This is a genomic window from Aureibaculum sp. 2308TA14-22, from assembly GCF_040538665.1.
Taxonomy (GTDB): Bacteria; Bacteroidota; Bacteroidia; order Flavobacteriales; family Flavobacteriaceae; genus Aureibaculum.
Genome location: NZ_JBEWXT010000001.1, coordinates 1697008 through 1722828, shown reverse-complemented (window position 1 = coordinate 1722828; position 25821 = coordinate 1697008). Strand labels below are relative to the sequence as shown.

22 protein-coding genes are annotated in these 25821 nt (G+C 34.2%); 14 read left to right on the top strand and 8 right to left on the bottom strand.

Translation table 11 applies throughout. The features are described from left to right. Positions 1 to 126: 126 nt before the first annotated feature. The gene (rpmH, locus tag U5A88_RS07620) at positions 127 to 288 is read right to left on the bottom strand and encodes a 50S ribosomal protein L34 (RefSeq protein WP_321976354.1); all 162 of its coding nucleotides are present in this window, start codon (positions 286 to 288) and stop codon (positions 127 to 129) included. A gap of 184 nt (positions 289 to 472) precedes the next feature. On the opposite strand from rpmH, the gene U5A88_RS07615 reads away from it, so the two are divergent. The 9 genes from U5A88_RS07615 (at position 473) to U5A88_RS07575 (ending at position 9945) form a co-directional block, all read left to right on the top strand. After that, positions 473 to 1360, top strand: coding sequence for an SDR family oxidoreductase (locus U5A88_RS07615; protein WP_354205217.1), 888 nt, complete (start codon positions 473 to 475; stop codon positions 1358 to 1360). 29 nt (positions 1361 to 1389) lie between these two features. Next, complete coding sequence (locus U5A88_RS07610) at positions 1390 to 4203, top strand: M16 family metallopeptidase (protein WP_354205215.1); 2814 nt, start codon at positions 1390 to 1392, stop codon at positions 4201 to 4203. A 139-nt stretch (positions 4204 to 4342) separates the two neighbouring features. Then, positions 4343 to 5113 (top strand): ParA family protein, encoded by a 771-nt coding sequence (locus U5A88_RS07605; protein WP_354205213.1) that lies wholly within the window; start codon positions 4343 to 4345, stop codon positions 5111 to 5113. After that, positions 5106 to 5999: a ParB/RepB/Spo0J family partition protein gene (locus U5A88_RS07600; protein WP_354205211.1), complete on the top strand. Its 894-nt coding sequence runs from the start codon at positions 5106 to 5108 to the stop codon at positions 5997 to 5999. Before U5A88_RS07605 ends, U5A88_RS07600 begins: the two co-directional genes overlap by 8 nt. After that, positions 6000 to 6581: a DUF5683 domain-containing protein gene (locus U5A88_RS07595; protein ID WP_354205209.1), complete on the top strand. Its 582-nt coding sequence runs from the start codon at positions 6000 to 6002 to the stop codon at positions 6579 to 6581. A gap of 9 nt (positions 6582 to 6590) precedes the next feature. Further along, positions 6591 to 7292: a 4-hydroxy-tetrahydrodipicolinate reductase gene (gene dapB, locus U5A88_RS07590; RefSeq protein ID WP_354205207.1), complete on the top strand. Its 702-nt coding sequence runs from the start codon at positions 6591 to 6593 to the stop codon at positions 7290 to 7292. 34 nt (positions 7293 to 7326) lie between these two features. Continuing rightward, positions 7327 to 8892 carry a signal peptidase I gene (lepB, locus tag U5A88_RS07585; RefSeq protein WP_354205205.1) on the top strand — a complete coding sequence of 522 codons (1566 nt, stop codon included), beginning with the start codon at positions 7327 to 7329 and terminating at the stop codon, positions 8890 to 8892. Between the two features lie 124 nt (positions 8893 to 9016). Then, positions 9017 to 9631 (top strand): WbqC family protein, encoded by a 615-nt coding sequence (locus U5A88_RS07580; protein WP_354205203.1) that lies wholly within the window; start codon positions 9017 to 9019, stop codon positions 9629 to 9631. Next, on the top strand, positions 9622 to 9945 hold the full coding sequence (locus U5A88_RS07575; RefSeq protein WP_354205200.1) for a DUF6122 family protein: 324 nt from the start codon (positions 9622 to 9624) through the stop codon (positions 9943 to 9945). The genes U5A88_RS07580 and U5A88_RS07575 overlap by 10 nt, the downstream gene beginning before the upstream one ends. Here the strand turns inward: U5A88_RS07575 and U5A88_RS07570 are convergent. From U5A88_RS07570 to U5A88_RS07560, 3 genes are all read right to left on the bottom strand, one after another. After that, complete coding sequence (locus U5A88_RS07570; RefSeq protein ID WP_354205198.1) at positions 9942 to 10193, bottom strand: hypothetical protein; 252 nt, start codon at positions 10191 to 10193, stop codon at positions 9942 to 9944. The two genes, U5A88_RS07575 and U5A88_RS07570, sit on opposite strands and share 4 nt — an antisense overlap. 177 nt (positions 10194 to 10370) lie before the next feature. Next, positions 10371 to 13298, bottom strand: coding sequence for an FAD-binding and (Fe-S)-binding domain-containing protein (locus U5A88_RS07565; RefSeq protein ID WP_354205197.1), 2928 nt, complete (start codon positions 13296 to 13298; stop codon positions 10371 to 10373). 53 nt (positions 13299 to 13351) lie between these two features. After that, the gene (locus U5A88_RS07560) at positions 13352 to 13690 is read right to left on the bottom strand and encodes a tRNA-binding protein (RefSeq protein ID WP_354205195.1); all 339 of its coding nucleotides are present in this window, start codon (positions 13688 to 13690) and stop codon (positions 13352 to 13354) included. Positions 13691 to 13899: 209 nt separating this feature from the next. On the opposite strand from U5A88_RS07560, the gene U5A88_RS07555 reads away from it, so the two are divergent. Further along, positions 13900 to 14457, top strand: coding sequence for a thioredoxin family protein (locus tag U5A88_RS07555; RefSeq protein ID WP_354205193.1), 558 nt, complete (start codon positions 13900 to 13902; stop codon positions 14455 to 14457). A 2-nt stretch (positions 14458 to 14459) separates the two neighbouring features. Here the strand turns inward: U5A88_RS07555 and U5A88_RS07550 are convergent, their stop codons facing one another. The 4 genes from U5A88_RS07550 to U5A88_RS07535 form a co-directional block, all read right to left on the bottom strand. Then, positions 14460 to 14864 carry a hypothetical protein gene (locus U5A88_RS07550; protein ID WP_354205191.1) on the bottom strand — a complete coding sequence of 135 codons (405 nt, stop codon included), beginning with the start codon at positions 14862 to 14864 and terminating at the stop codon, positions 14460 to 14462. Positions 14865 to 14927: 63 nt separating this feature from the next. Then, positions 14928 to 15326, bottom strand: a complete 399-nt coding sequence (locus tag U5A88_RS07545; protein ID WP_354205190.1) for a hypothetical protein — start codon at positions 15324 to 15326, stop codon at positions 14928 to 14930. Positions 15327 to 15459: 133 nt separating this feature from the next. Beyond that, positions 15460 to 18135 (bottom strand): DNA gyrase/topoisomerase IV subunit A, encoded by a 2676-nt coding sequence (locus tag U5A88_RS07540; protein WP_354205188.1) that lies wholly within the window; start codon positions 18133 to 18135, stop codon positions 15460 to 15462. Next, entirely contained in the window at positions 18135 to 19991 is a 1857-nt protein-coding gene (locus tag U5A88_RS07535; protein ID WP_354205186.1) for a DNA topoisomerase IV subunit B, read from the bottom strand. The genes U5A88_RS07540 and U5A88_RS07535 overlap by 1 nt, the downstream gene beginning before the upstream one ends. A gap of 130 nt (positions 19992 to 20121) precedes the next feature. On the opposite strand from U5A88_RS07535, the gene U5A88_RS07530 reads away from it, so the two are divergent. From U5A88_RS07530 to U5A88_RS07515, 4 genes are all read left to right on the top strand, one after another. Next, positions 20122 to 20931 (top strand): CDP-alcohol phosphatidyltransferase family protein, encoded by an 810-nt coding sequence (locus tag U5A88_RS07530; RefSeq protein ID WP_354208159.1) that lies wholly within the window; start codon positions 20122 to 20124, stop codon positions 20929 to 20931. A gap of 226 nt (positions 20932 to 21157) precedes the next feature. Then, entirely contained in the window at positions 21158 to 24445 is a 3288-nt protein-coding gene (locus U5A88_RS07525) for a T9SS type B sorting domain-containing protein (RefSeq protein ID WP_354205184.1), read from the top strand. A gap of 21 nt (positions 24446 to 24466) precedes the next feature. Further along, positions 24467 to 25429 (top strand): PorP/SprF family type IX secretion system membrane protein, encoded by a 963-nt coding sequence (locus U5A88_RS07520; protein WP_354205182.1) that lies wholly within the window; start codon positions 24467 to 24469, stop codon positions 25427 to 25429. Between the two features lie 21 nt (positions 25430 to 25450). Beyond that, positions 25451 to 25768 carry a hypothetical protein gene (locus U5A88_RS07515; RefSeq protein WP_354205180.1) on the top strand — a complete coding sequence of 106 codons (318 nt, stop codon included), beginning with the start codon at positions 25451 to 25453 and terminating at the stop codon, positions 25766 to 25768. Positions 25769 to 25821: the final 53 nt, after the last annotated feature.

Sequence of the window (25821 nt, the reverse complement as noted above, 5' to 3'; positions counted from 1 at the left end):
ATGGATTACAAATATTTGAATTTTCTATTTTTTTTGTGTCTATAATTTTAAAAACTTATTAAGAAGATATAAAAAAAGGTGTTACTAAAAAAGTAACACCTTTATATATAATTGAATAAATTATCATTATTTTTTCGGGCTAGGGTCTGATGAAACTGAAAGTCTCTTTCTGCCTTTAGCTCTTCTGCGAGCTAAAACCTTTCTTCCGTTAACACTTGCCATTCTTTCTCTAAAGCCGTGTTTGTTCTTTCTTTTTCTCTTTGACGGTTGATACGTTCTTTTACTCATTATTCTATATCTTTAAAAAATCTTCTTATCAGTTAAATAAGGATTCAAATAAACCCCTGCTAAAATCGGTGGCAAATATACAAATCCTTTTGTTTTTTACAACAGTTTTTTGAATAAAAAAATAAAGCGGTTTATTCTGGTCATTTTTAGTATTTTTCAATATTTTTACTGGAAAATAAACTAAATGAATACATATCAAAAACCCATGTTAAAAGAGGGTAGCCTAAAAGATAATACAATTGTAATTACTGGTGGCGGCAGCGGACTTGGAAAAGCAATGACGACTTATTTTTTAGAGTTGGGAGCCAATGTAGTAATTACCTCTAGAAACATTGATAAATTAAAAACGGTAAAAGCTGAACTTGAAGAAAAGACAGGTGGAAAAGTTTTACCGGTACAATGTGATGTTCGTAATTATGAAGAGGTAGAGGCAATGCTTCAGGCTTCTATAAAAGAATATGGAAGAGTAGATGGGTTGTTAAATAATGCTGCTGGTAATTTTATCAGCCCAACCGAACGGTTATCGGCAAATGCATTTGATACTATTATTGACATTGTATTAAGAGGTACAAAAAATTGCACGTTAGCTTTTGGTAAACATTGGATTTCTGAAAAACAAGATAATGCTACAGTATTAAATATTGTAACTACTTATGCATGGACAGGTTCCGCCTATGTAGTTCCGTCTGCTACTGCAAAAGCAGGAGTGTTGGCGATGACACGCTCTTTGGCTGTGGAATGGGCAAAATATAATATTAGATTTAATGCCATTGCTCCAGGACCTTTTCCTACTAAAGGAGCTTGGGACAGGTTATTACCTGGAGATTTAAAGGATAAATTTGATATGAAAAAGAAAGTCCCATTACGTAGGGTGGGCGAGCATCAAGAGTTAGCAAATTTGGCAGCGTATTTAATGTCAGATTTTTCATCGTATGTTAATGGTGAAGTTATTACAATAGATGGAGGTGAGTGGTTGCAAGGTGCTGGTCAGTTTAATATGTTAGAACAAATACCTCAAGAAATGTGGGATATGCTAGAAATGATGATACGATCTAAAAAGAATAAAAGCTAAATAATAAAACGTTAAAATTAAAAACAACAATGAGAAAACTAATTTTCGCACTAGCAGTACTAGTTGTTAGTGCTACTGCTTTTGCACAACAAACAATTGACTTAAATTCTAAAATCCCAACTGACCCTAATATCAGAACGGGTAAGTTTGAAAATGGACTAACATATTACATTCGTAATAATGGCAAACCTGCAGACAAGGTTGTATTAAGACTGGTAATTAATGCGGGTTCAATATTAGAAGATGATGACCAGCAAGGTTTAGCTCACTTTATGGAGCACATGAATTTTAATGGTACTAAGAATTTTAAAAAGAATGAGTTGGTGGATTATCTGCAAAGTATCGGCGTAAAATTTGGGGCACACTTAAATGCTTATACCAGTTTTGATGAAACCGTGTATATCTTACCAATACCAAGTGATGATGAAGATAAATTAGATAAAGGATTTCAAATTTTGGAAGATTGGGCATTTAACACACTACTTACTGATGACGAAATTGAAAAAGAAAGAGGCGTAGTGCTAGAGGAATATCGAATAGGTTTAGGAGCTGATAAACGTATGTTGGCAAATTATTTACCTAAAATGATGTACAATTCTAAATACGCCGAAAGATTGCCAATAGGAAAAAAAGATATTCTTGAGAATTTTAAACCTGAAGCTATTAAAAGGTTTAGAGATGATTGGTACAGACCAGATTTAATGGCAGTAATTGCTGTAGGTGATGTTGATTTAGATAGATTAGAAGCTAAAATTAAAGAACACTTCAGCAAAGCCAAAGTCAAAACCAATCCGCGTGAGCGTAAAGTTTTCAAAGTACCAAATCACGAAGAAACATTTATTGCCGTAGAAACTGACAAAGAAGCTACTTTTAATCAAGTGCAATTATTGTATAAGGACAAAGGCCAACCAAAAGTTGAAACTACTTTAGAAGATTATAGAAAATCAATAGTAAAAGGACTGTTTTCTCAAATGATAAATAATCGATTACAAGAATTGACAAATGGCGAAAATCCACCTTTTGTATTTGGGTCATCCTATTACGGAGGTACTTGGGCTAGAAGTAAAAATGCGTATCAATCGATGGCAATGTCCAGTCCAACAGGACAATTAACTGCTTTAAAAACGCTATTAGAAGAAAATGAACGTGTTAAGCGTTATGGTTTTCAAAAAGGAGAATTTGAACGTGCTAAGACAGCTATTTTAGCTAGAATGGACAAAGCATTTCAGAATAAGGATAAAAATGAATCTGGTAGATATGTAGGTGAGTATGTACGTAATTTTTTAGAGAAAGAACCAATCCCGGGAATTGAATGGGAATATAATTTTTATAAAAAAGCATTGCCAACTATACAATTGGATGAAATTAATGGATTAATTTCCAATTATTTGCATGAGGATAATAGAGTAGTGGTGTTGACGGGTTCAGATAAAGAGGGTACTCCTAAAATTACAGAACAGCAAGTAACCAATTTATTAGCGGAAGTTGAAAAAGCAGATATTAAACCTTATGAAGATTCTGATTTAGGTGAGTCTTTAATGACAAAGATGCCTAAAATAGGTGCTATTATTAAAGAGGTTAAAGATGAAAACTTGGGTACAACTACATTAACCTTGGTTAATGGAGCAACAGTAGTTTATAAAAAAACTGATTTTAAAGATGATGAAGTTTTATTTGAGGCCTTTAGTTATGGTGGTACAAACGAGTATGATTTAGATACCTATAAAAAGACGGCAAGAGCAAATGGAGGGCTAAACGAAGCTGGTGTAAATGGTTTTAACAAAACCGACTTAGGAAAATTGCTAACTGGTAAAATTGCTTCTGTACGTTCTTTTATTGGGTCGGCTAGCGAGGGCTTGTCAGGTAGGTCTACCCCAAAAGATTTAGAAACCTTATTTCAATTGATTCATCTGAATTTTACTGCATTAAATAAAGATGAAAAAGCATTTGCGTCTTTTGCGAACAAGCAAAAAGCTTTTTTAGGAAGTGTAATGTCTAACCCCAATATTTACTTTCAAATAGAGTTAGGAAAGTTTATGAATAAGGACAATGAAAGATATTTAGGGTTTCCAACTCCAGAAGAGTTTGATAATGCTGACTATAACTTAGCTCATGAGAAGTATAAAGAGCGTTTTGCAAATGCTGGAGATTTCAATTTCTATTTTGTAGGGAATTTTGATGAGGCTAAATTAAGAGAATTTTCAAAACAATATTTGGCAAGCCTTCCTAGTACTGACAAAAAAGAGGATATTAAAGATTTAGGATTTAGATCTTTGTCAGGTTCGCATGAAAAAATTATAAAAAAAGGTACTGAGCCTAAAAGTAGCGTAATGATTCGATACACTGGTGAGACTAAATATAATGCTAAAGACGATCACATGCTTCAAAGTCTTGGTGAAATTTTAACTATTAAATTGATTGAAAAGCTCCGTGAAGAAGAAGCTGGCGTTTATGGAGTAGGAGCTAGAGGTGGACTTAATAAATTGCCTTATGGTTCTTATAATTTTACAATCTCTTTCCCGTGTGGTCCTGAAAATGTTGAAAAATTAAAAGAGGCTGCTTTGGCTGAGGTTCAGGAAATTATTGAAAACGGACCAACAGAAGAAGACGTTGAAAAAGTGAAACAAGCCCAGTTATTGGAATACAAAGAAAATTTAAAGAAAAACAACTACTGGATAAGAGCGTTAAAAAATGCCGATTACAATAAAGCGGACAGATCAAAAATAATGGGTAAAACCAAAGAAATTGATAATATAACGGTCAAAAATATTCAAGCGGTTGCCAATAAATACCTGACCGAAGGTTATATCTTGGCCGTTCTTTATCCTGAAAACCACGAATAAAACTTATTAACATTCTAATAGGCTGCCTTAGTGATTGGAAACAATCCTAAGGCAGTTTTTTGTTCATGTTTTGTTTACAACTTCATTTCAATAACTCATAAATAGTTGTATTTTTATAGCCTAAAATTTAATGCAATTAATGGGGAAAATAATAGCCGTTGCAAATCAAAAAGGTGGTGTTGGTAAAACTACCACAACAGTTAATTTAGCTGCTGCTCTTGGAGTTTTAGAGAAAAAGGTTTTATTGATTGATGCCGACCCACAAGCCAATGCAACTTCTGGTTTGGGTATTGATGTAGAGGCTGTTACCGCGGGTACTTATCAGTTGCTGGAGCACTCTGTAAATAGTAAAGACGCAATAGTCACAACTAATTCACCCAATGTAGATGTTGTACCATCGCATATTGATTTAGTGGCTATAGAATTAGAATTGGTAGATAAGGATGAGCGTGAGTACATGCTCAAACAAGCTATTGAAGAAGTTAAGGATCAATACGATTTTATTCTAATTGATTGTGCCCCTTCTTTAGGATTGATTACCTTAAATGCCTTAACATCAGCCGATTCTGTTATTATTCCTATTCAATGTGAGTATTATGCCCTAGAAGGTCTAGGAAAGCTATTAAACACAATAAAAAGTGTTCAGAAAGTCCATAATCCTGAGTTAGACATTGAAGGATTGTTGCTCACTATGTACGATTCGCGGCTCAGATTATCAAATCAAGTAGTTGCCGAAGTAAAAAAACATTTTCAGAATATGGTTTTTAAAACCATTATTCAGCGAAATATCCGCTTGGGCGAAGCACCGAGTTATGGCGAAAGCATTATTGCGTATGATGCTACCAGTAAAGGTGCGGTAAATTATATTAACTTAGCACACGAAATTTTAAAAAAGAACAAGAATGGCTAAAGCTGTTAAAAAACAAGCATTGGGTAGAGGGCTTTCCGCATTGCTAAAAGACCCTGTTGAAGATATTCGTTCTGTAAGAGATAAAAATGCTGATAAATTAGTTGGTAGTATTGTCGAAATTGATTTGGTTTCAATTGAAGTGAATCCTTTTCAACCAAGAACCTATTTTAATGAAGAAGACTTAAGAGAGTTAGCTAGTTCTATAAAAGAATTAGGCGTAATACAGCCAATTACTGTCAGAAAATTGGATGGAAATAAGTTTCAATTAGTATCTGGTGAACGGCGTTTTAGAGCTTCAAAATTGATTGGTTTAAAAACCATACCTGCTTACATAAGGCTAGCTAATGATCAAGAGATGCTTGAGATGGCATTGGTTGAAAATATTCAGCGAAAAGATCTTGATCCTATTGAAGTAGCTTTGTCATACCAACGCTTAATTGACGAAATTAATCTAACACAAGAAGAATTGAGTAAGCGTGTGGGTAAAGATAGGTCAACGGTTACTAACTATTTACGATTGTTAAAGTTAGATCCCATTATTCAAACAGGTATGCGTGACGGATTTTTGTCTATGGGGCATGGTAGAGCCTTAATTGGTGTCGATAATTTTGTTAAGCAACTAGATATTTATGAAAAAATTATCAAAAACAACCTTTCTGTAAGACAAACTGAACAATTGGTGAAAAATGTACGTGATGGTAAAACCAATGAGAAAATTACTATCACTAATACTGTTCCAGACTACATTAAGCAAAGTACTAAAGAGATTAGTGATTTTGTGGGGAATACCGTAAAAATAAAACTTTCAGGAGAAAATAAAGGAAAAATTGAAATTCCTTTCAATTCTCAAGAAGATTTTAATCGCATTAAAAAGCTATTGCAATAGATGTTCAAATGGTGTGTCTATACTATTTTTTTTATAAGTTCTTTTGCGACGGTTTTTGCACAAGACACAATTCCCTCTAAATTAAAAGTCAGTAAAATAGACACCTCTTTTGTAGCAGATGAAATAAATATACTGGCCCCTTCAAAAGCGGCATTTTATTCTGCAGTTTTTCCTGGTTTAGGTCAAGTCTATAATAAAAAGTACTGGAAAGCACCTATAGTTTGGGCTGCAGTGGGTACAGGCACTTATTTTTATATAGATAACAACAACAAATACAATAAATATAGAGAGGCATTTAAACTTGAACTTGCCAATAGACCTCATGAATTTGATGGAACTGGAGAAAAACCGCAGCTAACGGAAGCCAGTTTGGAACGTGCTCAGAATTTTTATAAAAAGAATAGAGATTTGTCATTATTTATAACCATTGGGTTATATATTTTAAATATTATTGAAGCCAATGTTGATGCACATTTACCAGATAAAGCTTTAAATACCAATATTTCGTTTAATCCCACAATTTTTACGATACCCGCAACAAATCAAGCGGTATTCGGTGCAACAATCAGTTTTAATTTTTAATTTAGCCAAATGAACATCGCTTTATTCGGATATGGTAAAATGGGTAAAACCATTGAAAGGATTGCAATAGAAAGAGGTCATACTATTGTGGCTAAAATTGATGTGGATACTGCCGATTTTGATTTGTCAGAAGCGGATGTTGCTATAGATTTCAGTGTGCCAAACGAGGCTTTTAACAATATAAATTTATGCTTTAATAAAAGGGTTCCAGTTATTTCAGGTACAACAGGTTGGTTGGATAATTTTGATAAAGCTATTGAGAATTGTAAAATGAAAAATGGAGCATTTATTTATGCATCCAATTACAGTTTAGGGGTCAATTTGTTTTTTGAATTGAACCAGCAACTGGCTAAGCTAATGAAGAATTTTGATGTATATAATGTAAGTTTAGAAGAAACGCATCATATACAAAAATTGGACGCTCCTAGCGGTACAGCCATTACTTTGGCTGAGGCTGTTATTGAGCAAACTTCAAAAGAAAAATGGAGTTTAGATGTAACGGACGATGAGAAAGCTATACCAATAACATCTAAACGTATAGAGAATGTGCCAGGTACACATGTTGTTTCTTATACATCTGGCGTTGATGAAATTGAAATTACCCATACTGCTAAAAATAGGGACGGATTTGCTCTTGGTGCAGTAATTGCTGCCGAATGGCTTAAGGATAAAAAAGGCGTTTTTACAATGAAGGACGTGTTAGGTATTTGATAATAGTAATAATTCAAAATAAAAAACAGTAAATATGACTTTTACAGAATGGTTTATATTTTTTCTAGTTATACAAGTAATCCACTTTTTAGGAACTTGGAAATTATATGTAAAAGCGGGTCGAAGGGCTTGGGAAGCAGCAATTCCTATTTATAATGCTGTAGTTTTAATGAAAATTATCAATCGCCCTTGGTGGTGGGTAATTCTATTGTTTATTCCTATCGTTAATTTATTGATGTTCCCCGTGGTTTGGGTTGAGACCATCAGAAGTTTTGGTCGAAACTCAAGGTTAGATACTATCTTAGTCATTTTAACACTTGGGTTTTATATTTACTATATTAATTATGCTACAGATGTTGAGTATATTGAGGATAGAAGTTTAACACCAAGAACAACTGCAGGAGAATGGATTAGTTCTATTGTTTTTGCAATAATTGCGGCAACTCTGGTACATACGTATGTTATGCAGCCTTATACCATTCCGTCTTCTTCATTAGAAAAGACATTGTTAATAGGTGATTTCCTTTTTGTAAGTAAATTCCATTATGGAGCTAGGGTGCCTATGACAACCGTGGCATTGCCCATGGTACATGATACTATCCCATTCACTAATAGTAAATCTTACCTTTTTGATGATCGTATTGAGAAAAAAGAAACTTCGTGGAAAAACAAATTGCAGTTACCTTATATGCGATTGCCAGGTTTTCAAAAAATAAAACGCAACGATATTGTAGTCTTCAACCAACCTGCGGATACCTTGTTGGATATGAACAAATTCAATCCTGATAGAAATTACTATAAACCTATTGATAAAAAGACAAATTTGGTAAAACGTTGTGTTGCCGTAGCTGGGGATTCCTTAGAGATTCGTGATGGTTATATTTACATCAACGGAGAGCGAACTACCTACAATGATAGAGCCAAAATACAGTATAATTTTTCAGTTAATACTGGTGGTCAGGCTATAAGTCCAGCAGCTTTAAGTGGTAGATACAATGTTAGGGAAGGTGGTAGAATGCAAGATGGCAATTATTTTTTAACCTTGACGGATGAGGAGGCTGCTTTAATCGCTAAAAATCCTGCCGTGAAAAGTGTTACAAAAACAATACAACCCAAAGGTAGAGATGGAGGTGTTTTTCCACAAGTACCTTCTTTGGGATGGAATACAGACAATTTTGGACCTATTTATATTCCTAAAAAAGGAGAAACTGTTAAATTGACAAAAGAAAGCATCCCTTTTTATAAAAGATTGATTAGAGAGTATGAACGTAATAATTTGATAATAAACGGTGATGAAATCCTTATCAACGGAAAAGATACAGATAACTACACGTTTAAACAAGATTATTATTGGATGATGGGAGATAACCGTCAAAATTCGTTAGATGCACGTGCTTGGGGATATGTACCCTTTGACCATGTGGTCGGTAAGCCCGTGTTAATTTGGATGAGCTGGGAAGGCTGGAGTCCACGTTGGGAACGTTTCTTTACAACCGTTGGTGGTAACGGAAAACCTGTTTCATATTTCAAATGGTTTATTGGTTTAGTAGTGCTTTGGTTTGCATTTGACTTTTTTAGAAAAAGAAAGAAAAAAGAGTAGACAGTATTCAGTTCGCAGTCTCCAGTTTATGGAGGTTGTTGTTCCCCTCTTGAGAGGGGTTAGGGGTGTGTTATTAGACAATTGGAACGTCATTACTAACTATTAATCACTAAAACTAAACTTTTTGTTATTATACCCCACATATTTTTCACCAATCATACATTTTGTAGCTCTGTCAAATCAAGATAAAGCGAAATTCGAGGTTCATGATAATTTTCAAAAACAAACCTACAGAACTCGATGTTATATTTACGGAGCAAATGGCAGGCAATTGCTTAATGTACCTGTACAACAAGCCAACAGTAAGCAAAAAACAAAGGATGTATTGCTCGATAATAGCACCAATTGGCAACAGCAACATCTAAAGTCAATGGCTTCTGCTTATAAATCATCACCATTTTACGAATTTTACGAAGATGATTTGATTGACTTACTGCAAAAAAAATACAAGTATTTGTTGGATTTGAATTTGGATACCCAAGAATTTATAATTGAAAACCTACCTCAGGAAATTACGATTGATAAGACAGCCGATTTCCAAAAAGGATATCCTAAAAATGCCGATTTTCGCTTTTTAGTGGATGCAAAATCAAAAAAACAATATAATTTATCTAAATACACTCAAGTTTTTTCGGACAAACACGGTTTTATTCCCAATCTAAGTGTACTGGATTTGTTGTTTATGGAAGGTCCAAATGCTATCAATTATATCGAAAATCAGAAAATAGAATGGATTTAGAAATTGTTAGAAGCATCATCCATTACGGATTGCACTTTCTATTTCCAGGAGTACTCGCTTATTTATTATTCCCTAAGATTTGGAAAAAAGCATGGTTGATAATGGTTTTAACTATGCTAATAGATTTAGACCATCTATTAGCAACTCCCATTTTCGATCCAGAAAGATGTAGTATTAATTTTCATCCATTACACACTTACTATGCAGCAATTGTTTATTTGAGTTTCTTATTTATTAAAAAGACTAGAATTATTGGCGTAGGATTGTTATTTCACTTAATAACGGATGCTTTGGACTGTCTCTGGCTGTGTTAATCTTTTAACGTATTCAACGCCCACCCAATCAAAAAGAATCCTATACCTGTAATAATTGGTGGCAGCATTACTTTTGGTGCATAAAATCCTCCGATATATATCATAGCTATGCCCAATATAATTAATAAAATTGCTACTGTAGATAAAATTTTGTTTTTGTTCATTTTTATATTATTTGAAATAGTAATATTGAATATTCGTAATTCGTAATAATCTCGGGTAACGTCATGCTGAACTCGTTTCAGCATCACATTTCTATTTTACATACAAGTTTTTAATAAATGCGACCCTGAAATCGAAGATTCATGAATTCTATCAAAATTAATAAGTAATTAATGAATAAACAAGTTCAGGGTGACGAACCATCTATGAAATAAAACGAATAATCAGGATTAATATAATTGATAACTCACAAAAAAACAAAATTAAACCTGTTTCAAAGCCTTCAAAAGCAGCTGCACCGGATGCAACGCCACCTTTTCCGTTCCATCATAAATTTGATGTCGACAACTGGTACCAGCAGCAGAAATTTCGGTTTGAGGATCGAATTTTCTAATTTTTGAAAAGAGTGATTGCTCGCCAACTTGCATGCTCAATTTATAATGCTCTTTTTCATAACCGAAGGATCCTGCCATTCCACAACAACCGGAATTTATAATGGTTACGTTGTAATTTTCGGGTAAATTTAACATGGCAAACGTGTTTGAAATACTAGATAATGCCTTCTGATGACAATGCCCATGAATTTTTATTTCTTTGGATTGACCAGTAAATTGTGCAGAAGTAATATTTCCTTTTGCAATTTCTTGATTCAAAAATTCCTCAATAGTAAACACATGCGTTGCTAGAGATTTGGCCGCTTCTTTATCATCTGCTAGGCGTAAGTATTCATCTCTAAATGATAAAATAGCGGAAGGTTCTAGCCCAATAAGTGGATTGTCTTTATCAATATTATCCTTAAAAACAGCAACATTTTTATCGACTAATGCTTTGGCTTCATCTAAAAAACCTTTAGAAATATGGCTTCTACCACTTTCTACATGATTAATAAAATTGATATTGTAGCCTAATTTGGACAGTAATTGTATGGCATCAACACCAACCTGAACATCAAAAAAATTGGTAAATTCATCACAAAAAAGGGTTAGTGTTCCTTTTGCGGGTTGTGCTGGTTTTAATTCGGACTCATTTTGTTTAATCCACTTTTTTAAGGTTTGTTTTGCTAATTTGGGTATGCTCCGTTCCTTGGCAATGCCCATAATATTTTTAGATATCGAAGTATTTAAAATAGCATTGGTCAATGTCGGAAAAATACTGCCTAGCTTGTTGTATTTTACATTATTGGCAAACATTTTAGTGCTAAACGAAGGTTTATTAACCTTCTGATATTGGTATAAAAATTCCGCTTTAAAACTGGCGACATCCACATTACTAGGACATTCACTGGCACAGGCTTTACAGCTCAAACATAAGTCAAAAACTTTTTTGAGTTCTGCATTGTCAAACTTGTTGGTTTTATCTGTTCCGTTCGTTAAAAATTCCCGTAAGGCATTGGCTCTTGCTCTTGTGGTATCTTTTTCATCTAAGGTGGCTCTGTAACTCGGACACATCATTCCGCCCATGTTAGTGGTTTTGCGGCAATCGCCTGAGCCATTACATTTTTCTGCTGCTTTTAAAATGCCTTCAGAATCTGAAAAATCCATTAGGGTTCCAATTTCAGGCTCTTTTCGGTCAATTTTGTACCGTAACGATTCATCCATCGGAAAAGCATCCACAATCTTTCCTTTATTAAAAATGTTATTGGGATCAAAAGCATGTTTAATACGTTTGAGCAATTCGTAATTTTTATCACCAATCATGAGTGGAATAAATTCGCCACGCACAATACCATCACCGTGTTCGCCACTAAAAGAACCTTTATATTTCTTTACGAGTTTGGCAGTTTCAGTGGTTATCGTTTTAAACAGCACCACATCATCTGATTTTTTAAGGTTCAGAATGGGGCGGAGGTGCAATTCCCCAGCTCCAGCATGGGCGTAATACACCGCTTTTTGCCCATAACTGTCCATCATTGCGGTAAATTCCTTGATATAAGCGGGTAAGTCGTTTAAATCGACTGCAGTATCTTCTATACAAGCCACGGCTTTATTATCGCCTACTATGTTTCCTAATAATCCCAGTCCAGCTTTGCGGAGTTCAGCGGCTTTTAAGCTGTCTTCATTAACTAATTTAGGATAGGCATAACCGAACTTGTGTTGCTGCAAGTCGGCAATTAAAATGTCGGCTAACCTGTTGGTTTCTTCGTCAGAATCAGCTTTGATTTCTAGTAACAATATCGCTTCTGGGTCGCCTTCAACAAAATACCTGTTTTTTAGTTGCTCGCGATTATTTTTGGTACAATCAAGTATGGTTTTGTCCATCAATTCACAGGTATATAAATTGTGCTTCATGGCTATAACCGTAGCTTCTAAGCTTTCTTGAATACTCTTAAAATGTACTGCAACCACTAGGCTTTTTGGTGGAGGTAAGTCGTCTAATTGTAAGGTAATAGCAGTTGTAAATGCCAATGTACCTTCGCTTCCGCAGAGTAGTTTAGCGATATTGATGTTTTCTTCAGCATCCGTAAAAGCATCAGTATTTAATAACTCGTCAATTGCATAGCCTGTATTTCTTCTATGAATAGAAGGTTTCGGAAATTCGTTTACAATTTCTTGTTGATTTTCTTTGTTGGATAACTCATGTAAAAGGGTAGCATAAATACTGTTTTCTAATTTATGTCCAACACTTTTTTGTTTAAATTCTTTTTTACTTAATGATTTAAATAATACTTCTGAACCATCTGAAAGTAAAGTATTTAATTTAATAATTTTATCACGTGTAACACCGTATTGAATAGAAGTAGTTCCAGAAGAGTTGTTGCCTACCATACCGCCAATCATGCAGCGATTACTAGTTGAGGTGTTGGGACCAAAAAACAATCCGTAAGGTTTCAGGTAAAGATTGAGCTCGTCTCTTACAATGCCAGGTTGTACCGTAATGGTTTTAGCATTTTCGTCAAATGCGAGAATCTCGGTAAAATGTTTTGAAATATCTACCACAATACCATCACCCACACATTGTCCGGCCAGTGATGTACCTGCCGCCCTCGGTATTAACGTAATCTGATTGGTTTGGGCAAAATCTATAAGGATTTTTAGGTCGTCGATATGCTTAGGAAATGCAACAGCTAACGGAATTTTCCGATACACGGAAGCGTCCGTGGCATAAATACTTTTATGTAAATCGTCATAAAAGAGTTCGCCAGCCAGTTTTTCTGCTAATTTTTGTAGATGTGTATTGGTTGTTACTGGCATTTAGGTTTTGTAAATAGTTGGAATTTATCCCGATAACTATCGGGATTGGAATTTTAATTCACAGTTGTTCCGTTAATTGTTTTTGTTGCAGATTTTAAAAGTGTAACCTCGCCCTTGTCGTTTTCAATGCCTAATACTAAGCATTCACTAACAAAATTGGCTATTTGTTTGGGTTTGAAATTAACGACAGCGGTAATTTGTTTGTTCAGTAAATCTTCTTTTGAATACAATTTCGTAATCTGAGCACTAGATTTTTTAATACCTAATTTGCCGAAATCTATCGTCAGCTGATAGGCTGGTTTTTTAGCCTTCGGAAACTCGTTTACCTCGATTATTGTACCTGTACGGATATCGACTTTGGTAAAATCTTCAAAAGAAATAGTGTCTGCCATATTTTTAGTAATTTTAAACTATAAAACTACAAATATAATATCGAAAGAATCTATATTTGGTTTAAATTAAATTAAAATATTTTTTTTGAATTGAGGCAAAAAACGCAGTTCTAGCCATAGCTAAAGCGAGTATTTTTAACGAAAATACAAGGAAAAAGAATTGATTTATCAGACCAAATATAGATTCTTTCGATATAAATACTCAAATAATGGCGAGAACACCCTCAAATATGATTCCCTTAGGGACAAAAGCCCCAGATTTTGAATTGATAAACACCGTAAGTGACGACATGATGTCTTTGACTGATTTAAAAGACGAAAAAGGAACGGTTATTTTCTTTATCTGTAACCATTGTCCGTTTGTAATTCATGTAAACGATGAGTTGGTTAAAATTGCTAATGATTATGGTTCAAAAGGAATCTCTTTTGTTGCTATCTCTTCTAATGATGTAGAAAATTACCCGCAAGATGCTCCGTATTTAATGAAAAAGTTGGCAAACGACGTAGGTTATCCTTTTCCGTATTTGTATGATGAGACCCAAGAGGTGGCTAAAGCGTATGATGCTGCTTGTACACCAGATATTTATGTTTTTGATAAGGATTTAAAATTAGTATATCGTGGACAATTAGACGATTCTAGACCTGGCAATGGAGTAGCAATTACTGGTAAGGATTTACGCAATGCTTTGGATTGTTTATTGTTGGGTAAAGAAAACAATGCTCTTCAAAAGCCGAGTATTGGGTGTAATATTAAGTGGAAGGGTTAAGTTTAGCTGTTGTTTGTGCTATTTTCATTTCGTTTTTCATCAACATTTTTTGCAATTTTATATAGTGACGCTACAAAGGCAATAACCGCCGAAAACCATGCGGTATTATAAACACCAAAATAAAAGTCTTCGATAGGGATAAGGCCTGAAAATTGTGTTCCTAAAACAATGCATACTAAGAAAATTCTAATTGCTGTTTTAAACCAACCTGGTTTCGTTAACATTTCATAAAATCCGATTATTAAAACGAATAAAAACAAGGTGTCGTAAGTTACTCTATAGCTAATCAATTCAAATAATTCTGGGTTATTTTTTATCCGTTCAAGTAATCGAAAATGAGCTTTCAGAGATAGAATCAGTTGTACAACAATTACAATTATGGAAAATAGAGGTTTGTAAAATTTCATGTTGTATTTACTTAGCATTTCGGGCAATGCGTTTGGGTATGTTAAGTTCCTGCGTGCGTTATATTATTTTTCATTCAACTTTTCGTTAAAAGATTTATTTTCCGCTAAGATTTTTTTCTGTGAATAACCTCTAATTAAAAACGAAACCCCTCCTGTTAGAATTATTGCTCCAAATAAAGGAGATAACAGTAATAATACGAGAATTCCAGCTATAGTTAAGAAAGTTCCGTAGTTAATATTTTTTGAAGGAACCAATGAGCCATTTTGACTTCTCGAAGTTCCAGTTCCGTCAAGCTTAAGTTTTAATTTTCTTTCGGCTTCTTTTTCATCTTTTATGAAAAATTCACATTTATTCTCGAATTCTGGTTTTTTATCTGTCAAATTACATAAAAGCCCAACTTTCATATCAATTTTTCGATTTTCACATATATTGCAAAATTCTAATCTTTCTTTTAACGTCATATTGTCTGGTTAAGTAACTAATTTAATAAATACCGAATAGAATATAGGCAAGCCCTAATCCTTTTCCGAATTTATATGATGAAGCGTAAGAGGTTGCAAAAGCTTACCCTAACCCACTTAAAGAATTGAAGTTCTAAAACAATGTTATTTGACCGTCTTCTTCAGTATTGTTATCATCATCTTGAGCATCATTCTTTTTGACATCTTTTGTTTCTTTAGCAGACGGTTTTTGAGTGTCTTTTACTGGCTCATCAGCTTCTGTTTCAGAGTCTATTTCCTCTTCCTCAACTACCTCAACTTGATTTACTTCGGGCTCCTCGTAGGGTAGTGGGTCTAATAAATTTACTTGTTTTATTTTTTCAGTAGTGAGTTGATTTCCAATAGCTTTAATGCCTTTTACAGCAATAAACTCTTCAAAGTTTACAGTGTCATTTGCTAAAGCTCGTTTGGAGAACACCACCTCCGCCATCGGTCTAAAATCAGTCGCTACAATTTCCAATTGAGATTTAGGATGCTCCGAAATAAATAACTCTTCTTTATTGGGGTTGTCAATCATAAATCGTTTGACATAATACTTTTCTTTTTCGCCATCAAAATGAATGGCAGAAATAGGCTTGTTGGGTATCCATTTTTCCAACACAATCATATCATCATCAAAATGAGTAGAAAGTTCAGGTCTAATGGTTTTTACATTACCGGATTGGGTAATAATTAATAACCGGTCTTCTGCGGTGAATTCACCTAATAAATCGCCTCTACTTTCAACATTCAGTCTTTGTACGGTGTCATCAAACCATATTTTACGTGGTTTTAAGGTAGAAATGCCTCTTTCCTTAAGTTCTACCTTTTTAACAGAGTGTTTGGTAACTGTATTTCCTTTGCTGCCACGTCCTTTAATGGCTAAATCGGCAAAATCAATGTCCCATTTCAGCTTTTTAATGCTTCCAACGGCTCTTAAATGAACGGTAACCACTTCTGCTTCACCATTGGGGTTTGCCGAGAAATAGAGTACGTTAGAGCCTTTGTTACCTGCGGTTAGGTCATATTCTTTATCGCGAGTTACACTGGTTACTGAAAAACGTTTCATATAAGTAGGACCAGACTTACCATCTTTGTAAATCATATTATACACGGTACGTTTGTCCTTTTTCTTAAAGACTGCAATATGAATAATGTTTTTACCCACAAAAGCCTTCGAATCAATTTTTGAAACCATCATGCGTCCATCCGCCAAGAAAACGATAATATTATCTATGTCAGAACAATCTGCCACAAACTCTTCTCTACGTAATGATGTACCGAAAAACCCTTCTTTACGGTTTACATAGAGTTTGGCGTTTTTCATAGCCACTTTAGTCGCTACAATGTCCTCAAAAATTCTAATTTCTGTCTTTCGGTCTTTGTCTTTGCCGTATTTTGTTTTTAGGTTTTTAAAGTAATCAATTGCAAAATCAATCAAATTGGCCAAATGATGTTTTACTTCGGCAATTTTTTCTTCCAAACTCTCAATATGTTGTTTGGCCTTGTCAATATCAAATTTCGAGATCTTTTTAATACGGATTTCGGTTAGTCGGACAATATCTTCTTCGATTACTGCTCTTTTAAGATGCTTGGTATATGGTTTTAAGCCTTTATCTATGGCAGAAATTACACCTTCCCAAGTTTCTTCTTCTTCAATATCGCGATAAATACGGTTCTCGATAAATATTCGCTCTAACGAAGCAAAATGCCATTGTTCTTCAAGTTCTTTGAGTTGTATTTCTAACTCTTGCTTCAATAAAGCCACTGTATGATCTGTTGACTTACGTAACATTTCACTAACTCCAATAAAAATGGGTTTGTTCTCTTCAATGACACAGCACAATGGTGAAATGGAGACTTCACAATTGGTAAATGCATACAATGCATCGATGGTTTTATCTGGCGAAACACCGTTTGGTAAATGCACCAAAATTTCTACTTCTGCGGCGGTGTTATCTTCAATCCGCTTAATTTTTATCTTGCCTTTATCATTGGCTTTGAGTACAGAGTCTATTAAAGAAGAAGTTGTAGTATTGTAGGGTACTTCGCTAATTATGAGTGTGTTCTTATCTAATTGAGCTATTTTAGCACGAACTCTAACTTTTCCACCGCGTTTACCATCATTGTAATTGGTAACATCGGCAATACCACCCGTTAAAAAATTGGGAATAAGTTTAAAACTTCTACCTTTTAAATGTTTTATAGAGGCATCAATAAGCTCATTAAAGTTATGTGGTAGTATTTTTGTGGATAAGCCCACTGCTATTCCCTCAGCACCTTGTGCTAATAATAACGGGAACTTAACGGGTAAATCTATCGGTTCTTTTCTTCTGCCGTCATAAGAAGCTTGCCAATCGGTTGTTTTTGGGTTAAAAACTACTTCTAGGGCAAACTTTGATAATCTGGCTTCAATGTATCTTGATGCCGCGGCCCTATCTCCCGTAAGGATGTTTCCCCAGTTACCCTGCATATCTATTAACAACTCTTTTTGACCGAGTTGCACCATGGCATCTGCAATACTGGCATCACCGTGCGGATGGTACTGCATAGTGTGCCCAACCAGATTAGCCACTTTGTTGTAACGGCCATCGTCTAAATCTTTCATAGACTGCATGATACGGCGTTGCACGGGTTTTAATCCATCATCAATAGCTGGTACAGCACGTTCTAAAATTACATACGAGGCATAGTCTAAAAACCAGTCTTTGTACATACCGGTTACCTTTGTAATGGTTTCTTCCGAGTGGTTTTCTGGGTTATCTATAGGTTGGTTTTCTTCTTCTTGCATTATACTTCCTCTACTAGGTCTAGTTCAACTTTTAGGTTATTAATGATAAATTTTTGTCGGTCAGGTGTGTTTTTACCCATATAAAAAGTCAATAACTGTTCTATGGACATTTCTTTATCAAGCATTACAGGATCTAAGCGAATGGTGTCGCCGATAAAATTAGCAAACTCATCTGGTGATATTTCTCCAAGTCCTTTAAATCGTGTGATTTCTGGCTTTCCGCGGAGTTTTTCGATGGCTTCCTGTTTTTCGATTTCGGAATAACAATAAAACGTCTCTTTTTTGTCTCTAACCCTAAAAAGTGGCGTTTCCAAAATGTACAAATGGCCTTCTTTTATCAATTCGGGAAAGAACTGCAAGAAAAATGTAATCAATAGTAAGCGAATGTGCATTCCATCCACATCGGCATCTGTGGCAATTACAATATTGTTATAACGCAGGTTTTCAATGCCATCTTCAATATTGAGTGCAGCTTGTAGCAGATTGAATTCCTCATTTTCATAAACGATTTTTTTGCTCATACCAAAAGAATTCAGGGGTTTACCACGTAAACTAAACACCGCTTGGGTATTGACATCTCGAGATTTTGTTATGGAACCACTAGCAGAATCACCCTCGGTAATAAATAGAGTACTGTCTAAGCGATTGTCTTTTTTCATATCGCCCAAATGTACACGGCAATCGCGTAATTTTTTATTGTGCAGACTTGCTTTTTTGGCTCTTGCTCTTGCGAGTTTTCTAATGCCTGATAAGTCTTTCCGTTCCCGCTCGGCTTGTAGGATTTTCTTTTGCAATTGTTCCGCCGCATCGGGATTTTTATGTAAGTAATTGTCCAGGTTTCGCTTTACAAAATCAAGGATAAATGTCCGCACGGTGGGCAGTTTACCACCCATTTCTGTTGAGCCTAACTTTGTTTTGGTCTGGCTTTCAAAAACGGGTTCCATTACTTTAACGCTAATCGCAGAGACTACAGATTTTCTAACATCTGATGCCTCGTAATTTTTACCAAAAAAATCGCGAACTGTTTTAACAAGTGCTTCTCTAAACGCATTTTGGTGTGTTCCGCCCTGTGTGGTATGTTGTCCGTTAACAAAAGAATGAAATTCTTCGCTATACTGTGATTTACTATGTGTTAAGGCAATTTCAATATCTTCACCCATCAGATGAATGATAGGATACGCCATATCATCTTCGGCAATATTTTCTTCTAGCAGATCCTTTAATCCATTTTCAGAAAAATATTTTTCGCCGTTAAAAATTATAGTCAATCCCGGATTGAGATACACATAATTTTTAATCATTTTTATTATATACTCGTTTCTGTATTTGTATTTGTTAAAAATGGTTTCGTCGGGAGTAAAACTCACTTTTGTGCCTTTCCGCAACGACGAAGTTTGTGCTTTTTCATCAACAACTAAATTACCCTGTTCAAATTCAGCAATTTTCGTTTTATTATCCCGTACAGATTGCACTTTAAAATGTGAAGACAAGGCATTTACGGCTTTTGTACCCACACCGTTCAGTCCCACTGACTTTTTAAAAGCTCTAGAATCGTACTTACCACCCGTATTCATCTTCGAAACTACATCAACTACTTTCCCTAGTGGAATACCACGACCATAATCTCTAACCGTTACTGTTTTATCTCTGACAGAAATTTCAATGGTTTTACCAGCACCCATCACATACTCATCAATAGAATTGTCAATTACCTCTTTGATAAGAATGTAAATACCGTCATCTGCAGAAGAACCATCACCTAATTTACCAATATACATACCCGGACGCATACGGATATGCTCTTTCCAGTCTAATGATTTAATATTATCTTCAGTATATTTGGCTTGCTCTGACATTAAATTGCTTGGGATTTTTGTATGTTTGCTAATGTAAGAAATCATAATAAAATACAAAATAGTATCCCTATATTTTATTAACAGAGTTATCTTATTAAAATTTAAAATGAGTTTGTTTATATTTCTCTAAATTTGTTACGGACTAAAACCAAATATTATTAAAAAGAATATTCCCAATATAATTACCTTATTAAATTTGTTATCAGGTGTAATTGCAGTTATGTTCGCGGCAAATAATGATTTAGTAACTGCGGCGATTTTTGCGTTAATCGGGATATTCTTTGATTTTTTTGATGGTTTGGTAGCACGATTACTCAATGTGCAAAGTGAATTGGGTTTGCAGTTAGATTCTTTAGCAGATGTCGTTACTAGTGGGGTGGTACCTGGCATTGTAATGTTCCAATTGTTAATGCGTTCGGTGAATCAAAAATCTTTTGAGGCATCTTTCTTTGAGAAATATACCACAGTTGAGAATACTGAAACGATGATATGGACAGGCTTTAAATTCCAGCCTATTCAACTATTGCCATTTGTTGGTTTGTTATTAACTGTATTTGCCGCATATCGTTTGGCAAAATTTAATTTGGATGAACGCCAGACTTCTTCATTTATAGGTTTGCCTACGCCTGCAATGGCATTGTTTGTGCTTAGTCTTCCTGTTATCTTAGCTTACAGTGCTAATGATTTTATTATCAATTTAATTTCAAATATTTATTTTCTTGTAAGTGTGGTATTGGTTTTTAGCTTTTTAATGAATACTGAAATCCCTCTTTTTTCCCTAAAATTTAAGAACTTCTCGTTAAAAAATAACTTTATAGAACTATTATTTTTGGTACTTTCCATTACGTTAGTTTTAATTTTTAATATTGTTTCAATTCCTTTAATAATAATTACTTATGTTATTTTATCTTTAGTAAAAATTTCACTTTTTAAAAAATAATTTTTCTAGATTTTCTCTGTATAAATTATTTTAACTCTGGTTTAAATACCACGACATTAAGCACATAAATATATCTCCTAAAAATAATTCTTTTTTAGAATTTTTGTCCAAAAATCATTCGCTACAATATACTCGATAGTAGAAAATTTTAGGTCTTAATAACTATTTGCATACTAAAAGAAACATACATTCGTTTAACTAGTAATTCGCTAAATACTTTTATGACATGAAATCTACCCAAACTGCTCAAAAGTGTAATTTTATTTACATAACACTTTTAATTCTAATAGCATTATTAATCTTTCCATTAGTATCAAATGCACAAACTACAGTTCCTTTTGAAAAAAGATATGAAAGCACTGGTATAAATGGTGAGTTGACCATAATCGGTAACTCAATATTAGGAGAAACCAGTAACCAACCTTATAATGGCACAGACCGTAACAATGATATTGATATGGTTTTTGTTGATATTGACAATGATGCATCAACATTTAATTCCAGTAGTGCAAATTTTACTACAGGATCATGTAATAGAGTGGTTTATGCTGGTTTGTATTGGGGAGCCGTGGGAGCTCCTTCTACACCTGCACCAAATGTGGTAAAGTTTAAAATACCTGGAGGTGCTTACCAGACCATAACTGCTGATATAGTTGATGTAACAAAAAGGGAAGAATTGGATTTAATTTACTATAAGGATGTTACAAGTATCGTAACTTCAATAACAGATCCTAACGGGGATTATTATGTAGCAGATTTAAGTACAAATGAAGGAACAAATAATGCAGCTGGGTGGTCTTTGGTAATAGTTTACGAAGATCCGTCCGAACCAAGGAAGTATATTAGCACTTTTGATGGAATGTCTGCAGTTAGAAATGCTCCTAATGAAATCGTTGATTTCAGCTATTCTGGATTTACGACACCACCCTCTGGGCCTGTTGAAGGAAAAGTTGGAGTTGCTGCATTGGAAGGTGATTTAGGTCTATATGGAGACCAAATGCAATTTAGAGCAGATGCAAATGCCACTTTTACCCCGTTGTATGATGCGGCTAATGATGTAGATAATTTTTTCAGCAGTAATATTACGCACGATGGTGCTATAGTTACTAATAGAAATTTAAATAGTACTAATACTTTAGGATGGGATCAAAAAATATTAGACTTTACACCTTTAAATGGAGGTAATGCACTTATAGGAAATGGTGAAACAGGAGCAACGGTCCGTGTTACCAATACTACGGGAGGAGATCATATTTTTACTTTTTTAAATACATTTTCAATTAATATTATTGAGCCTGTTTTACAGGTTTTAACCAGTGTAGAAGATACCAGTAACAATCCTATAACGTTTAATTCGCCTGTACCACTTGGTGCTACGGTTTGGTATAATATTAATTTTAAAAATATAGGTACGGATGATGCAACAAATACAGTTGTTACAAATACACTACCAATAAATGTATCATTAGATGATACCACATTTGAATTTTTAGATGAATCGGGAATTCCTTTAGCACCTGGTTTAATTACTTATACATTTAATGCAGCGACAAGACAAATAACTTTTACAATTGATGATTCACTTGTATTAAAAAATATTGATTCTTATAATATAAGATATCAAGTTACTGCATCTGACAATTGTTTTGATTATACCGATGCTTGTACCAACTTACTAGAGAATACTATTAGTTCGTCTTATGGTGGGGTAACTTCAGGAGAAAATGTTTCAGATCAACCAGGTCTAATAGGGATTAATGGTTGTGGTTTGCCAAATGTTGGTTCAATGGATTTATTTGTAGATACTAGCTCATGTCAATTTGATAGTACTGAACAATTTTGTAATAACAATTTAACAATTTCTGGACACGACGGATACAACTTATACGAATGGGTAGATGAAGATAATAACAATTTGGGTACTGGTAAAACCATTACGGTTACAGGGCCTGGTGTATATACAGTTACACAAACCAAAACAGGTTGTACAGTTACTACTAGAGTAATTACAGTTTTAGGACTAGATGTAACATTTACACCATCAGATGCGTTGTGTAAAGACAGTGAAGATGGTAAAGTCAATATTACTGTGGTTGATGATGCCGCCACCTTTACCTATAGATTATCTCAAGGTAGTACAGTAATTTCAACCGTAGGACCCACGGCTGATAAGTCTCATGATTTTGAAGGCTTAGACATTGGTACTTATACGGTAAGAGTTACTAATACTGATGGCTGTTTTGATGAACAACAATTTACAATTGGCGAGCCTACATTATTACAAGCTACAAATAGTGTTTTAGATAATATAATGCCATGTAACGGCAACGCCCTAAGTGGAAGGATAGAGGCAGCAGGTACTGGAGGTACAGCACCTTATCAATACAGTATAAATAACGGTGCAAGTTATCAAGACTCAAATATTTTTGAAGTTACAACAGAAGGAAATCATACAATTACTGTAAGAGATGCCAATGGTTGTACTACAACTACAGTTGCCAATATTGATTTTGATGAAGAAATTGAGTATGTAGTGGAAAAAGAAGATGTACTTTGTTTTGGAGGTACTGATGGCTCAATTAATGTTAATGTGAGTCAGAATACAGCAGGTAACACATTGACCTATAGTATAGATGGAGGTGCAAATTTCCAATCATCGTCTAGTTTTACTGGACTTACAAGTGGAGATTATCAAGTAATTATTCGTAAAGAGAAAGGCGTTAATACTTGTGATACTTCAGAATCTGTAACCATAGATCAGTTAACATTCTTAGAATTTACCGCTGATGCAGGATTTAAATGTGAAGGGTCGGAAAATCAAATTATAGCAAACGTTGCAGCTCAATATCTAAATGAAGTAGAATATAGTTTAAATGGCGGTTCGTACCAATCTTCAAATATATTTGAAGATGTGCCAAACGGAGAGCATACGGTAAGAGTTAGAAATACAAGTACAGGTTGTACCGATGAACCAGTAGTTGTAAACGTTGAAGCATACACTCCTGTAAGTCTTGATATTCAAAACACAGCAAATTCTCTAATTGAATATATTGTTAATGCTTCTAATGGTGAACCAGAATATCAATATGCAATGTTAAAAAACGATCAAGAGTTTGTTTCTCCTGAAGTTAAAGATGAGGATTTTGGAGCTAATAATATTTTTACGGTAAGCGGTGCAGGCTTCTATACTTTTTATGTAAAAGATAATAAAGGTTGTATTGTTTCTGAAATAATAGAAGTAAAAGATATTGAAATACCCAATTTCTTTACACCTGACGGTGATGGTATAAACGATACTTGGTATCCAAGAAATATAGAGATATATCCAAATATTACAGTTAAAATATTTGATAGATACCAACGATTGATTGCCAGTTATGAAGGAAGTCAAAAGTCATGGAACGGAAGTTACAAGGGTAAACTATTACCATCTGGCGATTATTGGTACATCATTAAACTAAATGCACCAAGCGATGAAAGAGAATTTAAAGGCAATGTTACTTTGTATAGATAATATTAAAAACTAGTCAACCCAATGAAAAAATATATTTTTATTATTTTATTTGCCTTTACTTTTATGGCAAATTCACAAGAGTTAAAACTATCACCTTATTCGCAATATTTGGTAGAGAATACCTTTGTTATCTCTCCTGCCTATGCAGGTATTGATGATGTGCATAAATTGCGTTTAAGCGGTGTAGCTCAGTGGTTAGGTGTAAAAAATGCACCAATAACTCAGCAATTATCATATGATACCAGAATAAATGAAACCACTGGTATTGGTGTTATTTTGTATAACGATAGAAATGGTAATACAAAACAAATGGGTGCTCAGTTATCTTATGCATATCATTTGACATTATCTGAAGCGGATGATGAATATTTATCATTTGGATTGTCTTATAAATTCAATCATTTTAAAATTGATACTGATAAATTTGATGATGGTACAGGCACGGGCCACAACGATCCAAATGTTGGGGCAAGTCAATCCACAGCTAATCATAATTTTGAAGTTGGAGGTTTGTATAGAGTTAAAAATTATTTTGTAGGTATTAATGCATCTAATATCTTGAATAAAACAACTAAAATATTTGATAATACAGAGCCTGTTAAATTAAGAAACTACTATTTATATACTGGTTATACGTTTTTAAGCGATAATGATGAATATGAGTATGAGCCCTCTTTATTTTTTAAATACTTTGAAGGTGATGGACGTTCAGTTTCAGATATTAACTTTAAAGCTAGAAAATTAACTGATGATGGTTATTATTGGGCTGGTATTAATACTCGATTTTTAAATGATCAAAGTTTTAAACCATTATCTGTTTCTCCTTTATTGGGAATGAAGAAAGACAAAATGTATCTAGGTTTGGGCTATCAATTTAATATCAATGAATCTGTTCAATTAGGATCATACGGAACACCGTTATTAGTATTGGGTTATGATTTTGATGGCGGTAGGTATAATACAAGTTGGAGCTCTAGAAAATAATAAAATTTAAAGTTAAGAATAATGAAAAATATAAGAATTATTGCTGTTTTGATTTGTTTCGGTTATATAGGTTTGCAAAATAGCAATGCTCAATCCTCAAAACAAGAAGAACAAGTTTATAAAGTGCAGATGGCAGAAGTGCCAGATAGTGTAAAAGAAACCCTTAAAAATTATTCAGGATACAAAATATCTAAGGATATAAGTTATAAATTAGGGTCTCGTAATAGCAAATCGGACAGGATTTACAGATTTAAGATAGAACGTAAAAGAAACCCTTATATATTGCTTGTAAATCAAAAAGGTAAAGTAATGGGTATTGAAACTAAAGAGGGTAGATAAACAAAACTCATATTAGAAAAAGAGGGGAGCATGTACATGTTCCCCTCTTTTGT